The sequence below is a fragment of the Novosphingobium sp. BL-S-32 genome (assembly GCF_056857055.1).
On sequence record NZ_CM166477.1, the window covers coordinates 1,508,164 to 1,532,498 of the forward strand.

A 24,335-nucleotide genomic window follows, 5' to 3' on the forward strand; every position below is an offset into this window, starting at 1 on the left:
CAAATCCGAAATGACGGACGGCACGGCATCGACCGGAAAATTGCCGTCACGCAGCGCGGCCACGATCGCGCGCGGGATCAGCTATCTTGCACTCTGGCTCATCATGATGCCCAGCGCCCGGCCTACCGACCTGCTGGTCGGCGCCGGCGCTGCCAGCGCGGCAACATGGCTCAGCTTGCGCACATTCCCGCCCGCGACCGGCTGCCTGCATTTCGTCAGCATGGCGGCCCTGATGCCCCATTTCATCTGGCAATCGGTGCGGGCCGGTTTCGACATCGCCCGCCGCGTCTTTGACCCGAGATTGCCGATCCAGCCCGGTTTCATCGCCTGCCCGCTTGGCTTTCCGGAAGGTCTGGCACGCAACACGTTCGCCACCATTACGAGCCTGATCCCCGGCACGGTGCCCTGCGGCGAGGTTGATGGCGTTCTCACCTATCACTGCCTCGATCTCCGCAACCCTGTCGTCCAGCAGTTGTGGGCAGAGGAAAGACTGATGGCGCGCGCCCTGATTGCGGGCCGCAGGCATGACTGAATTTCTGCTCGGCTCGGCTTGCGCCATCCTGGTGGTGGTCGCGGTCGGGCTGGTGCGCCTCCTGCGCGGCCCCGGCGAGGCCGATCGCATGATGGCGGTGCAATTGCTCGGCACCGGCAGCACGGCGGTAATGCTGATCTTCGGCGCCGTGACACGGCAGCCGGCGGTGATTGATGTCGCGCTTATCGTCGCTCTGCTCTCGGCGTTTGCCGGGCTGGCCTTCGTGCGAGGCATCAGCCCGAACAGCGGAGGAGGAGACGAATGACCTTGCTCCTCGATCTCTGGACGATCGTTCTGGTGAGCACGGGCGTCGTGTTCTTTCTTGCCGGAACCGTGGGCCTGCTGCGCTTCCCCGATGCGCTTTCGCGGCTTCATGCACTTACGAAGGCCGATAATCTGGGCCTCGGGCTGGTGGTGATCGGACTGCTGCCGAGGCTCGCAGGCATTGCGGACGGCGCCAAGATGATCTTCGTCTGGCTGCTGGCGATGCTGTCCGGAGCATGCCTGGCCCAGTTGGTTGCGCACCTGATCCGCCAATCCGGAGACTTCAAGCCGTGACCGCGTGGCTGGACAGCGCGGCACTCCTGCTGCTGATCGGGCTAGCGGCATGGGTCGTGCTGGGCACGAACACGTTTGCAGCCGTGGCGGGTTTCATTGCCTACGGGATGCTGCTGGGTCTGGTGTGGGTGCAATTGCAGGGCATCGATGTTGCCATGACCGAGGCCGCAATCGGTGGAGGGCTCACCGGCGCGCTGATGATCGGCGCCGCGCGGCGGTTGAAATCGGCGGCGCCGGTGGCGCCTGCAACCGTAGGAACTCTCGTCATCGCTATTGGGGTTGGTGCCGCCATGGCCGCAATTCTGGCCGCATGCGTCCTGGCCTTGCCTTCTCCGGCGCCGAGTTTGGCGTCCCTGGTGGCCGGGAATATCGCGGCAACGGGCGTCCAGAATCCCATCACCGCCGTGCTGCTGGCATTTCGGTCGATGGATACCCTGCTCGAAGCCGTGGTGCTGCTGCTCGCGCTGATCGCCGTCTGGTCTCTGGCGCCCGATGCCGAATGGCCCGGGCGGATCGGGGCACCGCAAACCGCCAATCCCAACGGCATCCTCGCCTATATCGCGCGCGTGCTGCCTCCGATCGGGCTGGTGATCGGGATCTATATCTTCTGGGCGGGCGCCGACCAGCCGGGCGGCAAATTCCAGGCAGCAACGATCCTCGCGGCCATGTGGTTGCTGATCATATCCGCCGGGCTCGGCAAGACGCCGCCGGTAAGCTCCAGATGGCTGCGGGCGGGACTGATCGCCGGTCCCATCGGCTTCATTCTTGTCGGCGGCTATGGCGTAGCGAGCACCGGAGCGTTTCTCGGGCTACCCGCCGCCTATGCCAAGCCGCTGATCGTGACGATCGAGATCGCCTTGCTGCCCACCCTGACCTTGATACTGGCACTGCTGATCCCGCCCCCGCTGCGGAAACGGGCCGAAGCATGACCAGCGCCACACTTCACGGCCTCGCCGCCGCCATACTGATCGGGCTGGGTGTGTTCGGGCTGATCGCCCACGCCTCGCCTTTGCGCAAGATCCTCGCCTTCAACATCGTGGGAAGCGGCGTGTTCCTATTGGCGGGAACCCTCGCCCGTCGCGGCACCGAGGCTGGGTTCGGCGGCGATCCCGTCCTGCACGCCATATTGATTACCGGCATTGTCGTGGCGTTCTCGGCCACGGCAATGGCGACGGCGATGCTGCTGCGGCTGCGTTCGGTGACCGACCGGACCACTTTGGCCGAAACGCCGCCCCGCCATGACGCCGATCCTCCTGCATGACGGAAACTCCGGCAGGGCTGCTCATCGTTCTGGCCGTATTGCTGCCGTTCGTGGGCATGATGCTGGCGCTGATGGCGGGCGGCCGCAATACGCCTCGCGTTGCCGCCATCACTATTGTCTGCGTGGTCGTGACAGTCGCGGCAATAGGGCCTCAGGTTGCCCACGCTCCCTTGGTCTACCGGCTCGGCGGTTGGGCACCTCCGCTGGGCGTAGCGCTGCGCGCCGACGGGCTGGCGGCGGGGATGATGGCGGTGGTGATAGGTGTCGTAGCCGCCATCGCGCTTTACGCGCGCCGCGATTTTGCGGTGCCCGAAGGCCTGGTGGAAGCCCGGGCACCGCTGGCCTTCTGGCTGCTGTTGCTCGCGGTGTGGGGATCGCTCAATCTCATCTTTGTCAGCGGTGATCTATTCACGCTTTACGTGGGGCTGGAGCTTCTGACTTTTGCCGGAGTCCCGCTGGTCTGCCTCGACGGCCGCGCCGAGACCTTGCGAGCGGCCTTGCGTTACCTGCTGTTCGCGCTGATGGGTTCGCTGCTCTATCTGCTGGGCACGGTGCTGATCTTTGGCGTCTACGGCACGCTCGACATCGAACTGCTGTCACGCGTGATCCAGCCGAGCCTTGTGACGCGGACCGTGCTCGCGCTGATGACCGCCGGACTGCTTGCCAAGACGGCGCTGTTTCCGCTCCACATCTGGCTGCCGCCGGCCCATGCCGGGGCCCCGGCGGCGGCGAGCGCGATCCTTTCCGGCCTTGTCATCAAGGGATCGTGGTTCCTGATCGTGCGGTTATGGTTCGATGTCATGCCCGGCGTCGTCACGTTCGGCGCTGCGCAGCTGCTCGGTGCGATGGGGGCGGCGGCGATCGTGGTTGGAAGCATCGTTGCGCTGCGGCAGCAACGGCTCAAGCTGCTGGTCGCCTATTCAACGGTTGCGCAGATCGGTTATCTGTTCCTGATGTTCCCGCTCGCCTTCGACGCGAGCGCCGGAGCAATGTCGGGCGGCAACGTGCTGACCGCCGGACTGCTGCAAGCGGCATCGCACGCCACCGCAAAAGCCAGCATGTTCATGGCGGCGGGCCTGTTCTACAAAGCGCTCGGGCATGACCGCATTGCCGAACTGGGCGGTGCGGCGCGGGCCTTGCCGATCACGACGCTGACTTTCGCCGTGGCCGGACTGGCGCTGATGGGCGTGGTTCCCAGCGGCGCCTATCTTGCCAAGAAGCTGCTTCTGGCAGCGGCGGCCGACCAGGGCCAATGGTGGTGGACAGCGTTCTTGCAGGGCGGAGCCGCATTCACGGCGGGCTATACGGTGCTCGTTCTGCGACGCTTGCTGGCAAGTCCCGTGGCTCCGGGGCGAGAGATTGCCCGCGTCTCGCGGTTGTCGGAATGTACGGCGCTGGCACTGGCACTGGCGTCGCTGCTACTCGGCTTCGTGGCAGCCGTACCCGGGATCGGTCTGCCAAGCGAGCTGATTTCAAACCCGCTCGCACCGGTTGAACTGCTGACAATCTTCCTCGTCACAGGAGGCGGCTGCCTCTTGGCCTGGGGTTTCGCACAGCGGCCGTCTTCCGTGCGACCGGGCAAGGCCGCATTTTTCGGCGGGCTCGTCGAAGATTTCGATGGCGTGTTACGGCAGTGGCCAGCCGCCAGCCTTTCCCTGTTCGCTTTTGCGGCAGCAATGGGGTGGCTCCTGCAAACCGGAACTGCCGCATAGGTTTCTTACCGAGGGCTCTCCGCAGCCGCGACCCGCCTGAAGCGGATGGTGCGATCGTATCGTTGGAGGATCAGGTCGCCATGGTCCCTGCGCAGCGGCGTCCGTGTAAACGCAACCACGCCCAGATCGTGCGGCTCGAAACGGACATGGATCTCGTGGCCCATCGGTGGCGGCAATTCGATGGTTTCGCCGCGAAGATCGAAGACGGGAAGCCGCAGAGTGACCGAAACGGGCATTGCGCGCGCATCGAATTCCAGCGGCTCCGGCTCGTCGCTGAGTTGGCGGTCGGTCACGCTTCCGTCCGGGAGCCGGAATTCCGCGTTGAAATATTGCCGGGACATCCCCTCGGGCAGGTCCAGCAGAAGCCTGATCTGCCCGGCAGGCGCATCGTGGTGGTCGATCAGGACAAATCGGGGCGGGACGACCGGATCGCTGGTGAGCAGCACCTGACTTCCATCGGACGTCCAAGTGCCCTGCGCCTGTTCATCAAGCGCGCCATAGTACATTCCATAAAGGAAACGGCCGTCCGCGTGCAGTTCGATACCGGCGGCCATCTCGGTTTGTCCGCCGTCGTAAACCCCCACTACATCCGCCGATTGGGCAGCGGCGATGGGGCACCCTGCGGCAGCAGCCGAAGCGAGCATCATGGCAAGAACGGCACGAGCGAAAATCATGCCGCAGCATAAAACCTTACCGGAATTGCCGCGAGACGTTTGTGAGCCGCAATTGTCTTCAGGCCGCCACGTGCCGGACCAAAGCGGTATCGGTAAATTGGATGAAGGACCGGATTTTGCCCTCTTCATCCAAAGTGATCAGGTCGAACAGTTGCGTACGAACCGGTTCTTTTCCTTCGGCCGCAACGGTAACTTCCCAGCGCGCCGCGATCTTTTCACCTTCGACCACCGCATCCAGAAGTTCAAGATCGCTGAACCGAAAGCGATCGATCAACTGGCCGATCTGATCCATCGAAGATTCAGAACTGAAACCGACAGGTTCCAACAGCGATCGCGCTCCGACAAAATCGAAGCGCGCATCATCGGCCCAATAGGTTGCCAATGCTTCCTTATCTCCCGAAACACGGGCAGCATAGACATCCCGAATTGTCTGCAACGCGGCGTCGCGGTCAAGCATGACCATCTCCATGATACTAAGACAGCGCGCCGAATATATTCCAAAATCCGTTTACTTGCGATCCACAAAAACCGCTCATCAACATCATTCAGAACTATAATCTCAGTAGTTAATTTGAAAATTATTCTCAATTAGCACCCGCGTCGCGATTATTTCGCCACACGTGCAAGTAACGCAATCACACCTGAAGCTTGTCCAACAGCGCGATCAGCATCGGCTTCAGGCGGCCGATTTCCTCACGGTGCGTCGCGCTGAGCGTTTCCAGCGTGCGGTGCGCCTGCTCGGTCAATGCAAGCAGTGCGCGGCGCTTGTCATCGCGCGACGGCGCTCTCTGGACAAGGCCGAGCGAAACCAGCCGATCAACCAGCCCCGTCGCGCTGTGCGGCTTCAGGATCAGCCGTTCGGCCACATGCCCGACCGTGGCCGCCTCTGCCGGTGCCGCCCGGATAACCAGCAGGGCCTGATGCTGCTGCGGCGTCAATCCGCACTCCGCCGCCTTCGCTTCGCTGAAGGCCTGGAACTGCCGCAGCGAGAATCGAAAGTCGGCTAGCGCCGCATAATCGGCATCGGTCAGTTCGTGGCTCATGCCTTCCAGTCCCTGTTCGGGGCCAATTTTGTCAATCGTTGATAAATATCGCATTACGATATATGTGCCGCGCAATCCACTCCTTCCATTCGAGCGCCATGCCATGACATTCCAAGATTTACCTTCGTCCCGGCGCCCATTGGGCGATCACAGCGCGGACCGGCGCATGCTCATGCTGGCGCTCGCCGCACTGCCAGTGGGCACGGGCGGCGCCTTGGGCGCGTGGGTTCTGCTGAAGGCCATCGCGGTCGCCACCAATCTGTTCTGGTTCGGCCGCCTTTCCGCCGCGCCTTCGGCCATCACCGACAATGCGCTGGGCGTATGGCTGGTCGCGGTGCCTGCCATCGGCAGCCTGATCGTCGGCCTGATGGCGCGCTTCGGTTCGGAAAAAATCCGAGGCCACGGCATTCCCGAGGCGATCGAGGCGATCCTTTACGGCGAAAGCCGTCTGTCCTTGAAAGTCGCCGTGCTGAAGCCGCTGTCTTCCGCCATTTCCATCGGCAGCGGCGGCCCGTTCGGCGCCGAAGGCCCGATCATCATGACCGGCGGCGCCATCGGTTCGCTGTTCGCCCAATTCTTCAGCTTCAGCGCGGCGGAGCGTAAGACGCTGCTGGTCTCCGGCGCCGCTGCGGGCATGACCGCCATCTTCGGCACACCGATAGCGGCAATCCTGCTCGCCATTGAGGTGCTCTTGTTCGAATGGAAACCGCGCAGCTTCGTACCCGTGGTGATGGCAGTTCTGGTCTCATGGCTCTGGCGGCCATTGCTGGTCAGCACGGGCCCGCTGTTCCCGGTGCATCATGCATTGCCGCTCGCACCTGGGCTGATCGGCGTCGCGCTGGCCATCGGCATGCTCGCAGGCGGGCAGGCGTGCCTGCTCTCCGCACTGCTCTACAAAGTGGAGGACCAGTTCGCCCGCCTGCCGATCCACTGGATGTGGTGGCCCGCGCTTGGCGGTCTGGCGGTCGGGATCGGCGGCCTGATCGATGCCCACGTTCTGGGCGCGGGTTACGAAAGCATCCGCGGCCTGCTCGATGGATCGCTGGCGATCCGCGTGGCGGTGGCGCTGCTTCTGGTCAAGGCGACCGTATGGCTGATCGCCCTGGGTTCGGGCACGTCGGGCGGCGTTCTTGCGCCGCTGCTGCTGATTGGCGGAGCGCTGGGCTTCCTGCTCGGGCATTACCTGCCCGGTGGTGCGGCAGTCTGGGCGCTGGCCGGCATGGCGGGCATCCTCAGCGGCGCGATGCGAGCGCCGCTGATGGCCACGCTCTTCGCGGTGGAACTGACCGGCGATTTCGCCATGCTGCCCCTTACGCTTGCAGCGGCTGGCGGAGCCTACACCGTCAGCGTCCTCATGATGCGCCGCTCGATCCTGACCGAAAAGATCGCGCGGCGCGGCCGCCATATCCTTCAGGAATACACAGTCGATCCGTTCGATTTCCTTCAGGCACTGCAGGTCATGACGCCGGATCCGCAGACCTTGCCCGGCACTATGCCCGTCGCCGACGCCATCGCCTTCTTCAGCACCGACGCGCAGTTCCGCAGCTATCCGGTGATCGATGCGCACGGCAAGTTGGCTGGAATGGTCTCCCGATCCGACATCCTGCGCTGGAAAGTGCACGGCGCGGAAACGGACGCGACTTTGGCCGAAGTCGCCTCGGACGCATCCATTCCATTCGGCTGCCAATTCGATCCGATCAGCCGGATTGCCGACATGATGGTGGAGGCCGATGTGGGACGCATTCCTATCGTCGATTCTGAAACCGGCCGCGTTTCAGGCATTTTGAGCCGCCACGACCTGCTCAAGGTCCGCCGCGCCCACGGCAGTGCGGAGCGCGCGCGGAGCAGGCGGCAATCCTGACCACAGCGTCAAGGCAGTAAGACCTGCGCCAGTTGTGCCGGCGCAGGTCTTACCGTTTTAGGGAATGAAATCACCCTCGAAGCCGAGGTGACCGTCGATAATGGTACCGGCCGACTGCCCCATTGCCCCCGGAACGAACGGCGCCGAATTGCCGCGAGTGTGGTTGGCGGATGAGGATTGCTGCAGAGACACTTGCAGTTCGCTGCTGATCGGCGCGTCGGCATGAGCCTGCGTGCCGTCGACGGTGAGGACGCCCGGCGTAAAGCCCGCAAGCTGATAGTTGCTATCGGCAACGGCCAGCGTTCCCTGCAGGATCGCATAGCTTCCCGGCCGGTTCGTATCCGCATCGGTGAGCAGCGCTCCCGTAATCACGGAATTGGCGCTGTCTCCAGCAACGAGACCATCGACCGTATAGGTCAGGGGCGGCAAGCTTCCCAGCGCGGGGATCGTCTTTGAATCCGCCGCGATCGCAAGCTTCGCCGGGTCGATGGAAAGGACACCATCGGTATAGGAAATCGCGTAGTTGGCGGAAGCAAGGCCAGAAACGGCGATCCCGTACGAACCGGCATTGCGAGCCCCCTGCGAGCTCCCTCCGTACATGAGATTGCCGACGAGAACGGTGGCATCTTCGCCATTCGCGAAGCCGCTATAGGTCACGCCAGCGCCGCCGCCGTAGGCGAGGCCATCGTAAGTCTTGCTGGCATCGCTCGCGGTCACGGTCAGTGCCGCCTTGTTCACCGTGAGACCGCCGCCGACGTAGCTAATCGCATAGTTGCCAGACGTCAGACCAGACGCGCTCAGCGTGTATGTCCCGGCGTTCGTCGCGCCCTGTGCGGTGCCGCCGTAAGCCAGCGTGCCGCCGAGCACCGAGGATGTCTCGCCATTGACGAGGCCGCTATAGGTCACCCCGGCGCCACCGCTGTAGGCAAGGCCGTCATAGGTCTTGCTGGCATCGCTCGCGGTCACGGTCAGTGCCGCCTTGTTCACCGTGAGACCACCGCCGACGTAGCTAATCGCATAGTTGCCAGACGTCAGACCAGACGCGCTCAGCGTGTATGTCCCTGCGTTCGTCGCGCCCTGTGCGGTGCCGCCGTAAGCCAGCGTGCCGCCGAGCACCGAGGATGTCTCGCCATTGACGAGGCCGCTATAGGTCACCCCGGCGCCGCCGCCGTAGGCGAGGCCATCGTAAGTCTTGCTGGCATCGCTCGCGGTCACGGTCAGTGCCGCCTTGTTCACCGTGAGACCGCCGCCGACGTAGCTAATCGCATAGTTGCCAGACGTCAGACCAGACGCGCTCAGCGTGTATGTCCCGGCGTTCGTCGCGCCCTGTGCGGTGCCGCCGTAAGCCAGCGTGCCGCCGAGCACCGAGGATGTCTCGCCATTGACGAGGCCGCTATAGGTCACCCCGGCGCCACCGCTGTAGGCAAGGCCGTCATAGGTCTTGCTGGCATCGCTCGCGGTCACGGTCAGTGCCGCCTTGTTCACCGTGAGACCGCCGCCGACGTAGCTAATCGCATAGTTGCCAGACGTCAGACCAGACGCGCTCAGCGTGTATGTCCCTGCGTTCGTCGCGCCCTGTGCGGTGCCGCCGTAAGCCAGCGTGCCGCCGAGCACCGAGGATGTCTCGCCATTGACGAGGCCGCTATAGGTCACCCCGGCGCCGCCGCCGTAGGCGAGGCCGTCATAGGTCTTGCTGGCATCGCTCGCGGTCACGGTCAGTGCCGCCTTGTTCACCGTGAGACCGCCGCCGACGTAGCTAATCGCATAGTTGCCAGACGTCAGACCAGACGCGCTCAGCGTGTATGTCCCTGCGTTCGTCGCGCCCTGTGCGGTGCCACCATAAGCCAGCGTGCCGCCGAGCACCGAGGATGTCTCGCCATTGACGAGGCCGCTATAGGTCACCCCGGCGCCGCCGCTGTAGGCAAGGCCGTCATAGGTCTTGCTGGCATCGCTCGCAGTCACGGTCAGTGCCGCCTTGTTCACCGTGAGACCGCCGCCGACGTAGCTGATCGCATAGTTGCCAGACGTCAGACCAGACGCGCTCAGCGTGTATGTCCCGGCGTTCGTCGCGCCCTGTGCGGTGCCGCCGTAAGCCAGCGTGCCGCCGAGCACCGAGGATGTCTCGCCATTGACGAGGCCGCTATAGGTCACCCCGGCGCCGCCGCTGTAGGCAAGGCCGTCATAGGTCTTGCTGGCATCGCTCGCGGTCACGGTCAGTGCCGCCTTGTTCACCGTGAGACCGCCGCCGACGTAGCTAATCGCATAGTTGCCAGACGTCAGACCAGACGCGCTCAGCGTGTATGTCCCGGCGTTCGTCGCGCCCTGTGCGGTGCCGCCGTAAGCCAGCGTGCCGCCGAGCACCGACGACGTTTCGCCATTGACGAGGCCGCTATAGGTCACCCCGGCGCCGCCGCCGTAGGCGAGGCCGTCATAGGTCTTGCTGGCATCGCTCGCAGTCACGGTCAGTGCCGCCTTGTTCACCGTGAGACCGCCGCCGACGTAGCTAATCGCATAGTTGCCAGACGTCAGACCAGACGCGCTCAGCGTGTATGTCCCTGCGTTCGTCGCGCCCTGTGCGGTGCCGCCGTAAGCCAGCGTGCCGCCGAGCACCGACGACGTTTCGCCATTGACGAGGCCGCTATAGGTCACCCCGGCGCCGCCGCCGTAGGCGAGGCCGTCGTAAGTCTTGCTGGCATCGCTCGCGGTCACGGTCAGTGCCGCCTTGTTCACCGTGAGACCGCCGCCGACGTAGCTGATCGCATAGTTGCCAGACGTCAGACCAGACGCGCTCAGCGTGTATGTCCCGGCGTTCGTCGCGCCCTGTGCGGTGCCGCCGTAAGCCAGCGTGCCGCCGAGCACCGAGGATGTCTCGCCATTGACGAGGCCGCTATAGGTCACCCCGGCGCCGCCGCTGTAGGCAAGGCCGTCATAGGTCTTGCTGGCATCGCTCGCGGTCACGGTCAGTGACGCCTTGTTCACCGTGAGACCGCCGCCGACGTAGCTAATCGCATAGTTGCCAGACGTCAGACCAGACGCGCTCAGCGTGTATGTCCCTGCGTTCGTCGCGCCCTGTGCGGTGCCGCCGTAAGCCAGCGTGCCGCCGAGCACCGAGGATGTCTCGCCATTGACGAGGCCGCTATAGGTCACCCCGGCGCCGCCGCTGTAGGCGAGGCCGTCGTAAGTCTTGCTGGCATCGCTCGCAGTCACGGTCAGTGACGCCTTGTTCACCGTAAGGGCACCATCGACGTAAGTGATCGCGTAGTTGTTCGAGGTCAGCCCTGAAGCGCTGATCGCAGAGGTTCCGGCATTGATGCCGCTGGAGTACGCGGCTGCTCCCCCGAGGACCGAAGCGGTTTCGCCGTGGACGAAGCCGCTGTACGAGAGGCCCGAACTGCCGTCGTAAGCCAGTCCGTCATACGTCTTGGTCGCGTCATTGGCTGTCACCGTCAGAGCAGCCTTGTCGACCGTGAGCGTCCCGTCGACGCTGACGATGTCATACTTGGTCGAGTAGAGACCCGATGCCGTAATGGCATAGGTTCCGGCGTCGATAGCACCATTCGCCGCGCCGCCAACGGTCAACGATCCGCCAAGGTTCGCAACCGTATCATTGCTGGTAAAGCCGCTGTACGAGACGGTATTGCCGACGGAGTAAGCAAGGCCATCGTAAGTCTTGGTCGCGGACTGGTTCGTGACGGTCAGTTGCGTGAGGAACGAACGGAGCATCGGCGTGGTGCTTCCATCGTAGATCCGCCAGACCGAAGCCGTTCCGCCCTCATCGTCAATGCTCCAGCCGGCCGCTGTGAAATTGGCCAGCGAGGTCATGCCTTCCGACGTGAGGCCGACAGCGTTGCCGGGACCTCCCCCAATTCCCAAGACTTGACCGCTCGTACTCGCGTTATAATAGGCCCCCGTGATACTTGGCCCAGCGGCATTGTATCCAGCGAAGCCGCCCGTCACCGCGCCGCCGACCACCATGCCTGTTGCAAAGGCGTTCACGATAGTTCCGTTGAAGTCGTTCGAGCCCACAAATCCGCCAATCGAACTTGCAAGGATCAAGCCGTTGACGTTGCCGGTGGCGTAAGCGTTCGTAATCGAACCGTTATTGTAACCCACAAAGCCGCCGAGATAGCTCATGCTTGAGGTTACGGAACCCGTAGCAAAGGAATTGGAGATCGTTCCCCTGTTCAGACCGACAAATCCGCCAGCAACCGCGTTGCCCAACGGCCCCTGACTGCCGGCGATATTGCCGGTAGCATAGGACTGGCCGATCGTGCCGGAATTGAGATATCCGACAAGGCCGCCGATATTGCGCCCCTGACTGACCACATTTCCGCTGGCCCATGCGGCGGTAATGCTGGTCCCGTTCACATAACCAGCGAGTCCGCCTGTGTCGACTTCGCCGGACGATGTTCCCGTCACCGTCGCCGAGGATCCCGCGCCGGTGATGCTTCCGTCCTGCGATGCGCCGACAAGCGCGCCGACATGGTCCAATCCGGTTACACTGCCGCCGGAAAGCACGACATCCTTGATCGCCGCGCCCGAGGTGCTGCCGAAGAGGCCGACATAGCTCTCGTTGCCGCGATTGATCTTAAGACCGGTGATAGTGTGATTCCGGCCGTCGAACGATCCGGTGAAGGCGACACCGACGTTACCGATGGGGCTGAACCCGGCCGGGGCCCAGACATCGGAGTAATAGTTGTTGCCGCCGTTGACGGTAAAGCTGCCTGCAAGATCGATATCCGCGCCGAGTTCGTAATTTCCGGCCAAGTCCAGATTGGCGAGCTGGAGGGCGTGCGGGGTTGCGATTACGCTCGATGCCTCACTGCGCAACATGGGGCGCGTGTTGCCGTCAACCATGGTCCATGTATTGGCGAAGTCAAAGCCGCTGTAGGTCGCGGCGGTGTAGGCCTGGCTGTTGGAGATGCCGGTGCCGACAGCGCTGGAACTTTGACCGGTGCTTTGAATATCCCAATACGCATTGCTTACGCCGGCCATGATCCCGGAATATCCTACAAGACCTCCGGTAAAAGTGCTCCCCGAGACGGCGCCGCTGGCATAGACATTCGCAATCGTTTCATTGGATCCAAATCCAACAAGACCGCCTGCATAGCCAATCGATGCCGAGACTGTTCCGGTGGCATAGGAATTTCTAATGGTGCCATTATCTTCTTCGCCGGACAACCCTCCGACATATTGCCTGCCGGTGATGCTGGCTGATGACGAAGAATTGTCGATGGTACCGCCGACGCTCCCTCCCACGAGACCGCCAACATGATCACTTCCCGAAACACTTCCGGTCACGTGGGCGTTGGAAACGGTTCCGGCGATACGATATCCAACGAGTGATCCTGTTACAGCGCCGCCAATAACGGAGACGTTGGAAAGGGTCACGTCCCGAATTGTCCCGCTGGCCCTAGAGAACAGCCCGACATAAGCGGACGATGGTTTATTGATCGTCAGCCTGTCGATGAAGTGGCCAAGCCCCGCGAATGTGCCGGCCTGGTTCGCGATCGGGACGAAGTTCGCGATGCTGGAGGCATCAATGTCATTGGCCAGAGCGATGTATCCACTCCCGCTCGTCGCCTGCAGCTGGTTGACATCGTGGATCAGCGTATATGCCTGACTGTCGATCGTCAGACCGGCATTGCTCCCCGGAAGCGAGATGCGGGCGCCATCGATCAGGTTATAACCTGCACCACCCGCATTGAGACTGAGTGACGCATTCGCGCCGCTTAACGTGATGTCGCCGGAAATGCCGATGGCGCCGGAATTGCTCACGAGCTGGAGCCCCGCCGAGGCACCTGTCGCCGTGATATCGGCCGCGACGGACAAGCTTCCGGCCGAGGTCAGGGACAGCGTGGTCGACGCATTCCAGCTGACCGCATCCTTCACCGTCAAGCTGCCGCTAACCCCCAGCGAGATTGCGACATTGCCGTTTTCAAGACTGGCGGAAAGCGTCGCATTGTTGAGCAGGCCAGCCGCATCCTGAGTGGATGAGATCTCAACGTCGGTGGGATCGATCAACCAGGTGCCGAACGCACCGGAGGCCGCCTTGGTGGAAACCTTGATGTCGTCGCTTACGGCAACCTTCGCGGCCGAAGTCTCGACAAAGCCGCCATCCCCGCCATCGGGCGCAGAAGCATCAAGCACGCCGCCGGCATTGACGGTGCCGCCCGCCATGCCTGCCAGCAGGAGGATCCGTCCCGACTGGTTGGCCAGCGTATGCGCCTCGATCGTGCCGGTGTTCGATACCACCGACGACACCGCCGCGCTGGCGCCTTGTGCGCTGAGCAGCACCTGGCCGCCACCGGCTGCGATCAGGCCGCCGTTCTCGACCAGCGCCTGTGTCGTCGCGCCATCGACCTGCACTTGCAGGTGTCCGTTGGCCCCAGCATCGAGCAGCACCCCGGCACCGGAGGCGAGCACGATGTCGCCCTTGCTGGCCGAGATCGAACCGAGGTTCGAGACGGTTCCGCCAACCAGCACGACCTGGCCGCCCTCATGGGCCGTAATCAGGCCCTGATTGATCACCGAACCGCCCTCGTTCAGCGTGAAGCGATCCGTGCCCGCGAGGAAGTCGGCATCCGAAATCGATCCCGCCGCCGCAACCAGTCCGCCCACGTTGACTTGTGCGGTCGAGGTGAACAGCACGCCGTTAGGATTGACGACATAGACCTTGCCGTTCGACGTGAGCGTGCCCGCGATTGTCGATCCCGCCGACGAAAGCACGCGGTTCAGCGTGACCGCGTTGGCGTCAGGTTGCACGAAGGAAACCGAGGCATCCTTGCCGATGTCAAAGCCCTGCCAGTTGACGATGCCGCGCTGGCTCGACTGGGTTACAGTCATAGCGGCGCCGCTGGTGCCAATGGACACTTGTCCGGCGGCGACTTCGCCCCCCGTCGGCAGCGCATTGGTCGGGGGATTGGCAAGCGCCGGCGTGGCAAGTGCAAGGCTGAAAAGCGAAACGCTTGCGTTCATGGCAAGGCGGCGGGTCCGGGTGATCATTGGAGGTCTGTCCGATCAGAATGTCTTGGAGAGGTTGAACCAGCCGCGCACGTTGCGCTTGCTGCCATCTTCGTTGTGCTGCTTGTCGGGACCGCCCGGATTGTCGGTGATCGGCGCGGCAACCACGGCTGCGATCGAGAACCCGTAGGGCAGAGCATAGGTCACGCCCGCGCCGGCCCCGGCAAGCGCGTAGACATTGTCCGCGCCCGGATCGTTCCAGCCAGCCCATGTCCGCGTATGCAGGCGGATGGCGCCGCCATCGACGAAGCCATAGAGGTCAAGCCCCTTGAGCGCGCCGCCGCTGACGGGCACGTGCAGTTCGGCATTGGCCAGCGCGCCGCGATCGCCCATCGCCTCGTTGACGGGGAAAGCGCGGACGCCATAGGGGCCGCCCAGCGAGAACTGCTCTGAAGAATCGAGATTGTTCATCGCCCACTGCCCGGTGACGCGAACGCGCAGGAAGAATGGCCCTGCAAGCCGCTGGTCCCGCGTGAGTTCGGCCTGAAGCTTGCCGTAGGCGCCGTTGGCATCGGTCGTCAGACTGTCGAGAATGCGGTCGCTGGGAAGACCGTTCAGGTCTAGCGACCCGAGCGTCATCGTCAGCGCGTAGCGCGTGCGGCCACCCCCGCCCAGCCTGTCGCTGCCTTCGCCGCTCAGCGAAAGGGCCAGACGGTTTACCTGCTTGCGATGGGCCGCTTCGCCAAGCAGATCATCGTGATAATGACCGTGTTCGTAAGCGGCACGAAGTTGCAGCGTCTGGGTGGCGCTGCGGATCACGGGATAGGTGACCTCCAACCCCTGGGTATCGGCATTGCCGCGCCCGTCAAGGTCGGCAAAGTCGCCGCCCAGCGTGTAGCGCATGTAGCTGGCATAGACGCCCGCGCGCCACCCGCCCGTGCCGAGCGGCACGTTCCAACCGATCTGGCCATAGCCGAGATCGCGCGATCCCAGCCCCAGCAGCGTGACTTGATCGCCCTTGCCGGTGAGGTTGTTGAGCGCCAGCGAGGCGATCCCCCGGCAAAGACCAGTGGCATCGACGCCGCCATTGTCCGCGCTGATGCTGCCGGTCACCAATGCCGTGTCGGTTACGGTAAGAGCAAGATCGCTGGTGCCGGGGGCGCTGCCCGCCTTGAGCACGCCGTCAGCGCGGATGCCCGGGAGATCGTTGGCGACCAGCAGGCCGCGTTCGAGCGCCTGATCCGAATAGGGCGCGCCTTGCGTGAGGCGGCCGCCGACCACGCGTTCCACGAAGGCACCGTCAGCACGCGCCGCCTTGTCTTCGGTGACGATGCGACCAAAGCGGCCTTCGATCACGCGGATGTGGACGATGCCGGTGGTCACGTCCTGCGGCGGCAGCACAGTGCGTGCAAAGAAGCCGTGGCGGCGATAGACATCGGCAACCGCCTGGGCGGCCGCCTGAAGGCCACGAAGCGTGAGATCTCGGCCGATATAGGATTGGGTCGCGGTTGCCAGTTCGCTTTCCTGAAGCAAAGTGGCTCCCTCGATCACGAAGCGTTCGACCCGAACGGTTTCGCCGCCGGTGGCCGTGTCTGCTTCCGAAGGCGCCAAGGGCAGCGGCGACTGGCGGGGAACGCCGCCGGGAAGGCCCTGCCGAAGCTCTCTCTGAAGGCTGCCCGCGTTCGGAACACTTTGCGCCATGGCCGGAACGGCAAACAAGGCAATCGCGCTGGCCGACAGAGCAAGAGCAATCGACGACGTGCGAGTACCGCCCACACGCAGGCGCCGCCCCTGCTGCTTGAGGCAGTTATACGAATTCTTGGTCAAAATTTCCCCCTTGGGAACTCCCCCTCCGAATCAAAGGGTTCACTCTTGAAGCGGGCGCCTATGACCATATGCCGCGTTAATTTTGCGTGACATCGGTCACGCCATTTATGGAAACTCGCCAAAGTTAAAGGATTAACGCGACCCCGGAATGAGGGCGCCGCGCCGCGTCACCGATCCAGCGCGATGCGCTTGTAGCTCTCGTCGTGAGGGTAGCGGCCGCCCGGTGTGATGGGGATGCCCATCAGGCCCTTCGACCAATCCGCCGAGTCCGAGTATTCACGAAACCAGTCGGTGACAACGAGCCGTTCCTTGATGCGCCATTCGTCATCGCGCTTCTCGAAGCGATCGACATAACGGCCCGCGCCGATAACGTCCCGCTTGCCGTCCGGCGTGTTGATGCGATGGATGCCGTAGAAATAGGATTCCACGTCGGCAGTGTTGCCATCAATGGTCATCAGCACATTGCAGACGAAGTGCATGGTCTGGTCCATCGTGCCCATCGCCGCAAAGGACCAGTCAATGAACTCCTCGGCATTGCCCCGGAAGCTCAGGTGCTCGTCGATGCAATCCGGCCAGTAAGCGCTGCGGACCATGTCGGCATCGAGCCGATCCACACCGCGCGCATAGCGCGAAAGGCATTCGCGGATCGCCTCGCGGTCGGCGAGTTCGGCGGCGATCCTGCTTACGAATGTGGTCATGGCGCTCTGTCCTTTGAAGTACCCGGAAGTCACGCGACGCTCTTAATTCCGCCGAAAGCAACAAACCTCCCCCGCGATTTGACTGGAGATGATCTGCCGATCGGTCAGAGAGGATCCCGCGCGCGCCAACCCGCCGATGCGCATCGTTCGCCGTTGCCCGATTGCTCTCGGCCGTCCCTCCCATTTGCCCTTGACGGCGGCTGCGCACCGGGTAAATGATAGCGCTACCAAAACGAAATCGTTGAGGATGCCGATGTGATCGAGATTGCTCCGTACGTGCCCTGCCCGTGCGCGCGATTCCCGGACACCTGTGCGCTGTTTGGCGGCGGCCTCCGCAAATCCCCGTGGGTGGAAGGACTGTTACGATGATCACCGGCGCCATTCTCATCGGCCGCAGCGAAGAGCATACCGAGACCACTTATACCGCGGTAAACCCTGCCACGGGCGCCGCCATCGAACCCCGGTTCACCACCGCCGGCCTGCCGGAAGTGGAGCGCGCCTGCGCGCTGGCCGATGCCGCTGCAATTGCCTTCGCGGAAGCCGCGCCGGAAACCCGCGCCGTGTTCCTGGAAACCATTGCGGACGAGATCGTGCGCATTGGCGATGACCTGATCGAGCGCGCCATGGCCGAAACCGGCCTGCCGCGCGCCCGCCTCGAAGGCGAACGCGGCCGCACCACCGGCCAGCTTCGCCTCTTCGCCCAGGTCCTGCGCGAAGGCAGTTGGGCTGACCTCACCATCGATCCCGCCCTGCCCGAACGCGCACCGCTGCCCCGCCCGGACCTGCGCGTCCGCAAGGTCTCGCTCGGCCCGGTCGTGGTGTTCGGCGCGAGCAACTTCCCCCTCGCCTTCTCCGTCGCCGGCGGTGACACGGCCTCGGCCTTCGCGGCGGGTTGCCCGGTGATCGTCAAGGGTCACTCGGCCCACCCCGGCACCGGCGAACTGGTCGCCCGCGCGATCCAGCGCGCGGTAGCGCTGTGCCACCTGCCCGAGGGCGTGTTCTCCTACCTGCCCGCCAACCGCGAGGCCGGTACCGCGCTCGTCGCCGACCACCGCATCAAGGCCGTAGGCTTTACCGGATCGCGCGGCGGCGGCATGGCGCTGATGCGCACCGCCGCCAGCCGCCCGGAGCCGATCCCGGTCTATGCCGAGATGAGCTCGATCAACCCCGTCGTGCTGTTCCCCGCCGCTCTCGCCGCACGCGGTGAAGCGCTGGGCGCCGCTTTCGTCGGCTCGCTGACGATGGGCGCGGGCCAGTTCTGCACCAATCCCGGCCTCGTCATCGCCATGGACGGCCCGGACCTCGACACCTTCCTCGCCTCGGCCGCCGCTGCCATGGTCGGCAGCGCAGCGCAGGACATGCTGACGCCGGGCATCCACGCGGCTTACGTCGATGGCGTCGAAGCCCTGGCAGACCACTCGGCCGTCACCACGCTCGCACGCGGTGTCGAGCCGACCGGCCCGCATCAGGCACAGGGCGCACTGTTCAAGACCAGCGCCGCCGATTTCCTGGCCGACGCGGCACTGGGCGCGGAAGTCTTCGGCTCCTCCTCGCTCGTCATCACCGTCACCGACATGAGTGAGGCCAAGCAAGTCATCGCCGCGCTCGAAGGCCAACTCACCGCCACGCTGATCCTCGATGCCGAGGACGAAGACGCCGCTGCCGAACTGCTCCCCGTGCTGGAGCGCAAGGTCGGCCGCATCCTCGTCAACGGCTGGCCCACCGGCGTCGAAGTGTGCCACGCAATGGTTCATGGCGGGCCGTTCCCCTCGACTTCGGATGGCCGCACCACCTCGGTCGGGGCCAAGGCGATCGATCGCTTCCTGCGCCCGGTGTGCTATCAGAACATGCCGTCCGCCCTGCTCCCCGAGGGTCTGCGCGACGGCAATCCCTGGAACGCACCGCGCCGCATCGACGGCGTGCTCAAGCTGGGCTGATGACCATGGACAACCATAACGACACTGCGGGCAACGACTCCGCGGCACCGCGCCGCTTCCGTTCGCAGGATTGGTTCGCCGATCCTGCCCGTTCGGACATGGTCGCGCTCTATCTCGAACGCTTCATGAACTACGGCATCACGCCCGCAGAACTGCGGTCGGGACGCCCGATCATCGGCATCGCCCAGTCGGGCAGCGACCTTTCGCCGTGCAACCGCATCCATATCGATCTGGCGAAGCGTGTGCGCGACGGCATCCGCGACGCGGGCGGCATCGCGATGGAGTTCCCGGTCCACCCGATCTTCGAGAATTGCCGCCGCCCCACCGCCGCGCTCGACCGCAACCTCGCCTATATGGGCCTTGTCGAGATCCTCTACGGCTACCCCATCGATGGTGTGGTGCTGACGACGGGCTGCGACAAGACGACGCCGTCGCAGGTTATGGCCGCCTCCACCGTGGACATTCCGGCCATCGTCCTCTCGGGCGGCCCGATGCTCGACGGCTGGCACGAAGGCGACCTCGTCGGCTCGGGCACGGTGATCTGGCGCAGCCGCCGCAAGCTGGCAGCGGGCCAGATCGACGAGGAAGAATTCCTCCAGCGCGCCTGCGACAGCGCCCCTTCGGCCGGGCACTGCAACACCATGGGCACCGCTTCGACCATGAACGCCGTGGCCGAGGCGCTGGGCCTCTCGCTCCCCGGCTGTGCGGCGATCCCGGCGCCCTACCGCGAACGCGGCCAGATCGCCTACGAAACCGGCCGCCGCATTGTCGAGATGGCCTATGAAGACCTGCGCCCATCGGCCATCCTGACGCGTGAGAGCTTCCTCAACGCGATCCGCGTGGTCAGCGCCATCGGCGGTTCGAGCAATGCCCAGCCGCACGTCATGGCGATGGCCCGTCACGCGGGCGTCGAACTCCACGCCTCGGACTGGACCGAGCATGGCTACGACCTGCCGCTGATCGTCGACATGCAGCCCGCCGGGCGGTTCCTCGGCGAGCGCTTCCACCGCGCGGGCGGCGTGCCGTCGGTCATGTGGGAACTGCAACAGGCGGGCGTGCTCGCGGACGACTGCCTGACGGTGACCGGCGAGACGCTGGCCGAAAACCTTACCGGCCGCGAAGCACGCGACCGCGAGGTAATCCGTCCTTTCGCCGAACCGCTGCGCGAAAAGGCGGGCTTCCTCGTCCTTTCCGGCAACCTGTTCGACTTCGGCATCATGAAGACTTCCGTCATCAGCGCCGAATTCCACGAACGCTACCTCTCGCGCCCCGGCTCGGAAGGCGTGTTCGAAGGCCGCGCGGTCGTGTTCGAGGGCGGTGACGACTATCACCACCGGATCAACGATCCCTCGCTGGAAATCGACGAGAACTGCATCCTCGTGATGCGCGGCGCCGGACCGCTGGGCTGGCCCGGCTCGGCCGAGGTCGTCAACATGCAGCCGCCAGACGCGCTGATCCGTCGCGGCGTGCAGTGGCTGCCGACGCTGGGCGACGGGCGCCAGTCCGGTACTTCGGACAGCCCTTCGATCCTCAACTGCTCGCCCGAGAGCGCCGCCGGCGGCGGTCTCTCATGGCTGCGCACCGGCGACGTGATCCGCATCGATGTCCGTGCAGGCTCTTGCAACGCGCTGGTGGACGAAGCGGAGATCGCCCGCCGCAAGACGGAGACGCCTCCGCCGGTGCCGGAAAGCCATACCCCGTGGGAGGAACTCTTCCGCGAGAAGACCGGGCAGATGGCCGAAGGCGCCGTGCTGGAAATGGCCGTGAAATACCGCCAGATTTCCGCCAAGACGCCACGGCATAACCACTGATTATCTGACCTGGCGTGGTCCGGACTCTGACAGTCCGGACCACGAAGGCAGCGGGAGACCGGAAAAGCAGGCGATCAAAGACGGGCGATTCCGGCCCGATCAGCGTTTCTTCTTGGTGATGGTCGCGGTGAAATCGGGGTCCTTGTTCGCCACCCAATCGACGAACTTGCGCACGTTCGGATCGGCCAGCAAACCCTCCACATCCATTCCGTGGCGCTGCAATTCGGAATTGGTGAAATTGGCGATCAGCGTCTGCTGGCAGATCGAGTGCATGGGCACGACATCGCGCCCGCCCCGGCTCTTGGGTACCGGATGGTGCCAGACGATAGTCTTGCCGGTGGGGCGGCCGCAGAGCCAGCAAGGCTCAACGGGAGCCGGAGCCTCATCCTCCTCGCTACGGAGGTCTTCGTAGGGGCCATGTTTCGAATGCTTGCGGGCCATGCGTCTGCCTGAATTGTCTGAACTTGCGCCGCCCGCCTACAGCGAGGCGGCCAGCATTACCACACCTGCGTCCTCGTTTTGAAAGCGCGCCATGTTCTGCCCAAAGGGATCCCGCCGCCCCTCCCGCCCACTGCTTATCCTGAGCCCGTCGAAGGATCGGAACCTCGTTCGCATCGCCAAATGGACGGTGCGGACATGCTCAAAGCAGCGTCATCGCGATGGAACGCGAGCATCAGACATCCTTGGGGATGGGCCGATCAAGGTAGCTGGTCGCTCCCCGGCTGCGCGCTTCCCAGGCGTTTGCCCGCTCGCGGGCATAGACCTGCTGCACGCGAACCCTGCTGATGCCATATCGTTCGGCAAGTGCACCAAACGTCGCGCCATCGATCACCGCCACGTAAATGGCCGTATTCCGCTCGTGAGCGGGGCTTGAACTTCCTGGAACCATCGACTTACTCCTGCTGATTGACGGCAATCGGCTGCCGCGCCCGCGCACCCCGGCCTTGAGCCGACGGACCCGCGATTTCTCGCCTCCGGCATGGACCTATTGTAACATGTAACCCACACCCGATTCGATGAAGCCCATTCGTCGCCAATGACGGCGATGGCAACAGGGCCCTGCTACGCCGCTTCACGGCCCCCGTACCTCAGCCTTTCAAACGCTTCATAAAGGCCATAAGGGCATCGAATTGGGTTTGGGCGAGAGACCACTGGAATTTACTGCCCTTGTCAGGCAAGGGGCCCCATACCTATTTTTTGTCCTGGCGAAGTGACCGTCATGGGCCGCGCAAATGAGACAATGGCATACCTATGAGCAAGAACGAGAACGCGGCGGATTTCGATGCACCGCTTATTGAGAGTGGCAAGGGTGCGGTTGCGCGGTTTATCGCCCGCGCCAAGAGCCGTGGTACCATCACCGTAAGCGAGCTGAACGCTGCCCTGCCGCAGGATCAGATGTCCACCGACCAGATCGAGGACATCATGGCCGCGATCTCGGAGATGGGCATCAAGATCGTCGAGAACGAGGATGAAGGCGAGGACGGCGACGAGACCGATTCTCAGGCCGATTCGCAAAACGACGACGATCGCGATATGGATGATGACGCCGGCGACGACGGCGAAATCTCCCAGCGCCGCACGCCGGACAGCAAGAAAGCGGACGCCCTCGGCCGCACCGACGATCCGGTGCGCATGTACCTGCGCGAGATGGGCGCGGTGGAAATGCTTTCCCGTGCGGGCGAAGCGGCGATTGCCAAGCGCATCGAAGCCGGCCGCGACATGATGATCATGGGCCTCTGCGAGAGCCCGCTCACCTTCCACGCCATCATCCAGTGGTCCGAAGCGCTCAACAACGGCGAGATGCAGCTGCGCGAGATCCTCGATCTCGATGCAATGCTGACCAAGGAGCCTGCGCCCGAAAGCCTGTCGGAAGACGGTGAAGGCGACGACGACGGCGAGATCAGCGAAAAGATCGCCGGCCCCTCCTTCAAGGAGGACGACGAGGCCGAGGAAGAGGAAACCACCACCGAGCTGGACGAAGACGGCAATCCGATCGCCAAGCGCGCGGCCGAGGACGAGGACGAGGACAACACCATCAGCCTTGCGCAGATGGAAGCGGCCCTCAAGCCGGAAGCGCTTGAGAAATTCTCGCTCATCACCGAGCTGTTCCAGGCCTTCGAGCGCCTCCAGTCGGAGCGTCTCGACGCGCTGGCGCTGGGCATCGACTTCCCGGTCGCCAAGGAAGAGCAGTACCAGCAGCTGCGCGAAGACCTGACCGCGCAAGTGGAATCGGTGAAATTCCACGCGGCGAAGATCGAATACCTCGTCGACAATCTCTACTCGTTCAACCGCCGGCTCACCACGCTGGGCGGCCAGATGCTGCGCCTGGTAGAGCGCCACAAGGTGAAGCGCGCCGACTTCCTCGAAACCTATGTCGGCCGCGAACTGGACGACACCTGGATCGGCGAAATGGCGACGAAGGACAAGAAGTGGGCGGCTTTCGCGGCCAACGAAGCCGATCCGGCCGAGCGTATCCGCCTCGAAGTCTCGGACATCGCCGCCGCCACCGGCATGGCGCTTCCCGAGTTCCGCCGCATCGTCAACATGGTCCAGAAGGGTGAGCGCGAGGCGCGCATCGCCAAGAAGGAAATGGTCGAGGCGAACCTGCGTCTGGTGATCTCGATCGCCAAGAAGTACATGAACCGCGGCCTGCAGTTCCTGGACCTCATCCAGGAAGGCAACATCGGCCTGATGAAGGCGGTCGACAAGTTCGAGTACCGCCGCGGCTACAAGTTCTCGACTTATGCCACCTGGTGGATCCGTCAGGCGATCACGCGCTCGATCGCGGATCAGGCGCGCACGATCCGCATCCCGGTCCACATGATCGAGACGATCAACAAGCTGGTCCGCACCAACCGCCGCTTCCTGCACGACCATGGCCGCGAGCCCACGCCGGAAGAAATGGCCGAGCGCCTGTCGATGCCGCTCGAAAAGGTCAAGCGGGTCCTGAAGATTGCCAAAGAGCCGATCTCGCTCGAAACCCCCGTGGGTGACGAGGAAGACAGCCATCTGGGTGACTTCATTCAGGATTCGAATGCGGTCATCCCGGTGGATGCGGCGATCGAGTCCAACCTCAAGGAAATGATCACCCGCACCCTTGCCTCGCTCACGCCGCGCGAAGAGCGCGTGCTGCGCATGCGCTTCGGCATCGGCATGAACACCGACCATACGCTTGAGGAAGTCGGCCAGCAGTTCTCGGTCACCCGCGAACGTATCCGCCAGATCGAGGCCAAGGCGCTGCGCAAGCTCAAGCACCCGAGCCGGTCGCGCATCATGCGCAGCTTCCTGGACTAAGACGGTTTCGGCGTTTTCCGGGTCATCAAGTGGTTCCACCTGATGAGAAAATGCCCTTGGCTACAGCGCCGCCCCTACCGGCCCAATGCCGGTAGGGGCGGCGGTAGCGCTCCAGCCACTATCAGGAAATCGGAGAGACACCCATCCGAAGCTACGGGCCAGAG

The 24,335-nt window shown here is 63.9% G+C and carries 18 protein-coding genes; 10 read left to right on the forward strand and 8 right to left on the reverse strand.

The window, feature by feature from the left end:
• Positions 1 to 10: 10 nt before the first annotated feature.
• The 6 genes from AC1VVK_RS23200 to AC1VVK_RS23225 are packed head-to-tail and all read left to right on the forward strand — an operon-like array spanning position 11 to position 4,063.
• Positions 11 to 532 carry a Na+/H+ antiporter subunit E gene (locus AC1VVK_RS23200; protein WP_482905528.1) on the forward strand — a complete coding sequence of 174 codons (522 nt, stop codon included), beginning with the start codon at positions 11 to 13 and terminating at the stop codon, positions 530 to 532.
• Positions 525 to 797, forward strand: coding sequence for an MrpF/PhaF family protein (locus tag AC1VVK_RS23205; RefSeq protein ID WP_482905529.1), 273 nt, complete (start codon positions 525 to 527; stop codon positions 795 to 797). The genes AC1VVK_RS23200 and AC1VVK_RS23205 overlap by 8 nt, the downstream gene beginning before the upstream one ends.
• Positions 794 to 1,090, forward strand: a complete 297-nt coding sequence (locus AC1VVK_RS23210; protein WP_482905530.1) for a monovalent cation/H(+) antiporter subunit G — start codon at positions 794 to 796, stop codon at positions 1,088 to 1,090. Before AC1VVK_RS23205 ends, AC1VVK_RS23210 begins: the two co-directional genes overlap by 4 nt.
• Positions 1,087 to 2,019 carry a hydrogenase subunit MbhD domain-containing protein gene (locus AC1VVK_RS23215; protein WP_482905531.1) on the forward strand — a complete coding sequence of 311 codons (933 nt, stop codon included), beginning with the start codon at positions 1,087 to 1,089 and terminating at the stop codon, positions 2,017 to 2,019. Before AC1VVK_RS23210 ends, AC1VVK_RS23215 begins: the two co-directional genes overlap by 4 nt.
• Complete coding sequence (locus AC1VVK_RS23220; protein WP_482905532.1) at positions 2,016 to 2,351, forward strand: NADH-quinone oxidoreductase subunit K; 336 nt, start codon at positions 2,016 to 2,018, stop codon at positions 2,349 to 2,351. Before AC1VVK_RS23215 ends, AC1VVK_RS23220 begins: the two co-directional genes overlap by 4 nt.
• On the forward strand, positions 2,348 to 4,063 hold the full coding sequence (locus AC1VVK_RS23225; RefSeq protein WP_482905533.1) for a complex I subunit 5 family protein: 1,716 nt from the start codon (positions 2,348 to 2,350) through the stop codon (positions 4,061 to 4,063). The genes AC1VVK_RS23220 and AC1VVK_RS23225 overlap by 4 nt, the downstream gene beginning before the upstream one ends.
• Positions 4,064 to 4,068: 5 nt before the next feature.
• On the opposite strand, the gene AC1VVK_RS23230 is transcribed toward AC1VVK_RS23225, so the two are convergent.
• The 3 genes from AC1VVK_RS23230 to AC1VVK_RS23240 all read right to left on the reverse strand — a co-directional run bounded on the left by AC1VVK_RS23230 (position 4,069) and on the right by AC1VVK_RS23240 (position 5,780).
• Positions 4,069 to 4,737, reverse strand: a complete 669-nt coding sequence (locus AC1VVK_RS23230; RefSeq protein ID WP_482905534.1) for a hypothetical protein — start codon at positions 4,735 to 4,737, stop codon at positions 4,069 to 4,071.
• Positions 4,738 to 4,795: 58 nt separating this feature from the next.
• Positions 4,796 to 5,194 carry a nuclear transport factor 2 family protein gene (locus AC1VVK_RS23235; protein ID WP_482905535.1) on the reverse strand — a complete coding sequence of 133 codons (399 nt, stop codon included), beginning with the start codon at positions 5,192 to 5,194 and terminating at the stop codon, positions 4,796 to 4,798.
• 178 nt (positions 5,195 to 5,372) lie between these two features.
• On the reverse strand, positions 5,373 to 5,780 hold the full coding sequence (locus tag AC1VVK_RS23240; RefSeq protein ID WP_482905536.1) for a MarR family winged helix-turn-helix transcriptional regulator: 408 nt from the start codon (positions 5,778 to 5,780) through the stop codon (positions 5,373 to 5,375).
• A gap of 103 nt (positions 5,781 to 5,883) precedes the next feature.
• On the opposite strand from AC1VVK_RS23240, the gene AC1VVK_RS23245 reads away from it, so the two are divergent.
• Entirely contained in the window at positions 5,884 to 7,641 is a 1,758-nt protein-coding gene (locus AC1VVK_RS23245; protein WP_482905537.1) for a chloride channel protein, read from the forward strand.
• A gap of 57 nt (positions 7,642 to 7,698) precedes the next feature.
• Here AC1VVK_RS23245 and AC1VVK_RS23250 read toward each other — a convergent pair whose 3' ends face one another.
• The 3 genes from AC1VVK_RS23250 to AC1VVK_RS23260 form a co-directional block, all read right to left on the reverse strand.
• Positions 7,699 to 14,646 carry an MBG domain-containing protein gene (locus tag AC1VVK_RS23250; protein WP_482905538.1) on the reverse strand — a complete coding sequence of 2,316 codons (6,948 nt, stop codon included), beginning with the start codon at positions 14,644 to 14,646 and terminating at the stop codon, positions 7,699 to 7,701.
• Between the two features lie 15 nt (positions 14,647 to 14,661).
• Positions 14,662 to 16,431 carry a ShlB/FhaC/HecB family hemolysin secretion/activation protein gene (locus AC1VVK_RS23255; RefSeq protein WP_482905539.1) on the reverse strand — a complete coding sequence of 590 codons (1,770 nt, stop codon included), beginning with the start codon at positions 16,429 to 16,431 and terminating at the stop codon, positions 14,662 to 14,664.
• A 167-nt stretch (positions 16,432 to 16,598) separates the two neighbouring features.
• Positions 16,599 to 17,129 carry a nuclear transport factor 2 family protein gene (locus tag AC1VVK_RS23260; RefSeq protein ID WP_482905540.1) on the reverse strand — a complete coding sequence of 177 codons (531 nt, stop codon included), beginning with the start codon at positions 17,127 to 17,129 and terminating at the stop codon, positions 16,599 to 16,601.
• Between the two features lie 365 nt (positions 17,130 to 17,494).
• Between AC1VVK_RS23260 and AC1VVK_RS23265 the strand changes: the two genes are divergently transcribed.
• The gene (locus AC1VVK_RS23265; RefSeq protein ID WP_482905541.1) at positions 17,495 to 19,066 is read left to right on the forward strand and encodes an aldehyde dehydrogenase (NADP(+)); all 1,572 of its coding nucleotides are present in this window, start codon (positions 17,495 to 17,497) and stop codon (positions 19,064 to 19,066) included.
• A 5-nt stretch (positions 19,067 to 19,071) separates the two neighbouring features.
• On the forward strand, positions 19,072 to 20,877 hold the full coding sequence (locus AC1VVK_RS23270; protein WP_482906763.1) for an IlvD/Edd family dehydratase: 1,806 nt from the start codon (positions 19,072 to 19,074) through the stop codon (positions 20,875 to 20,877).
• A 99-nt stretch (positions 20,878 to 20,976) separates the two neighbouring features.
• On the opposite strand, the gene AC1VVK_RS23275 is transcribed toward AC1VVK_RS23270, so the two are convergent.
• A complete protein-coding gene (locus tag AC1VVK_RS23275; RefSeq protein WP_482905542.1) occupies positions 20,977 to 21,318 on the reverse strand; it encodes a hypothetical protein in 342 nt (113 codons plus the stop codon).
• A gap of 232 nt (positions 21,319 to 21,550) precedes the next feature.
• Positions 21,551 to 21,766 (reverse strand): hypothetical protein, encoded by a 216-nt coding sequence (locus AC1VVK_RS23280; RefSeq protein WP_132391034.1) that lies wholly within the window; start codon positions 21,764 to 21,766, stop codon positions 21,551 to 21,553.
• Positions 21,767 to 22,128: 362 nt separating this feature from the next.
• Here AC1VVK_RS23280 and rpoD point away from each other — a divergent pair, with 362 nt between their 5' ends.
• The gene (gene rpoD, locus AC1VVK_RS23285; RefSeq protein WP_482905543.1) at positions 22,129 to 24,171 is read left to right on the forward strand and encodes an RNA polymerase sigma factor RpoD; all 2,043 of its coding nucleotides are present in this window, start codon (positions 22,129 to 22,131) and stop codon (positions 24,169 to 24,171) included.
• The last annotated feature ends 164 nt before the right edge of the window (positions 24,172 to 24,335 follow it).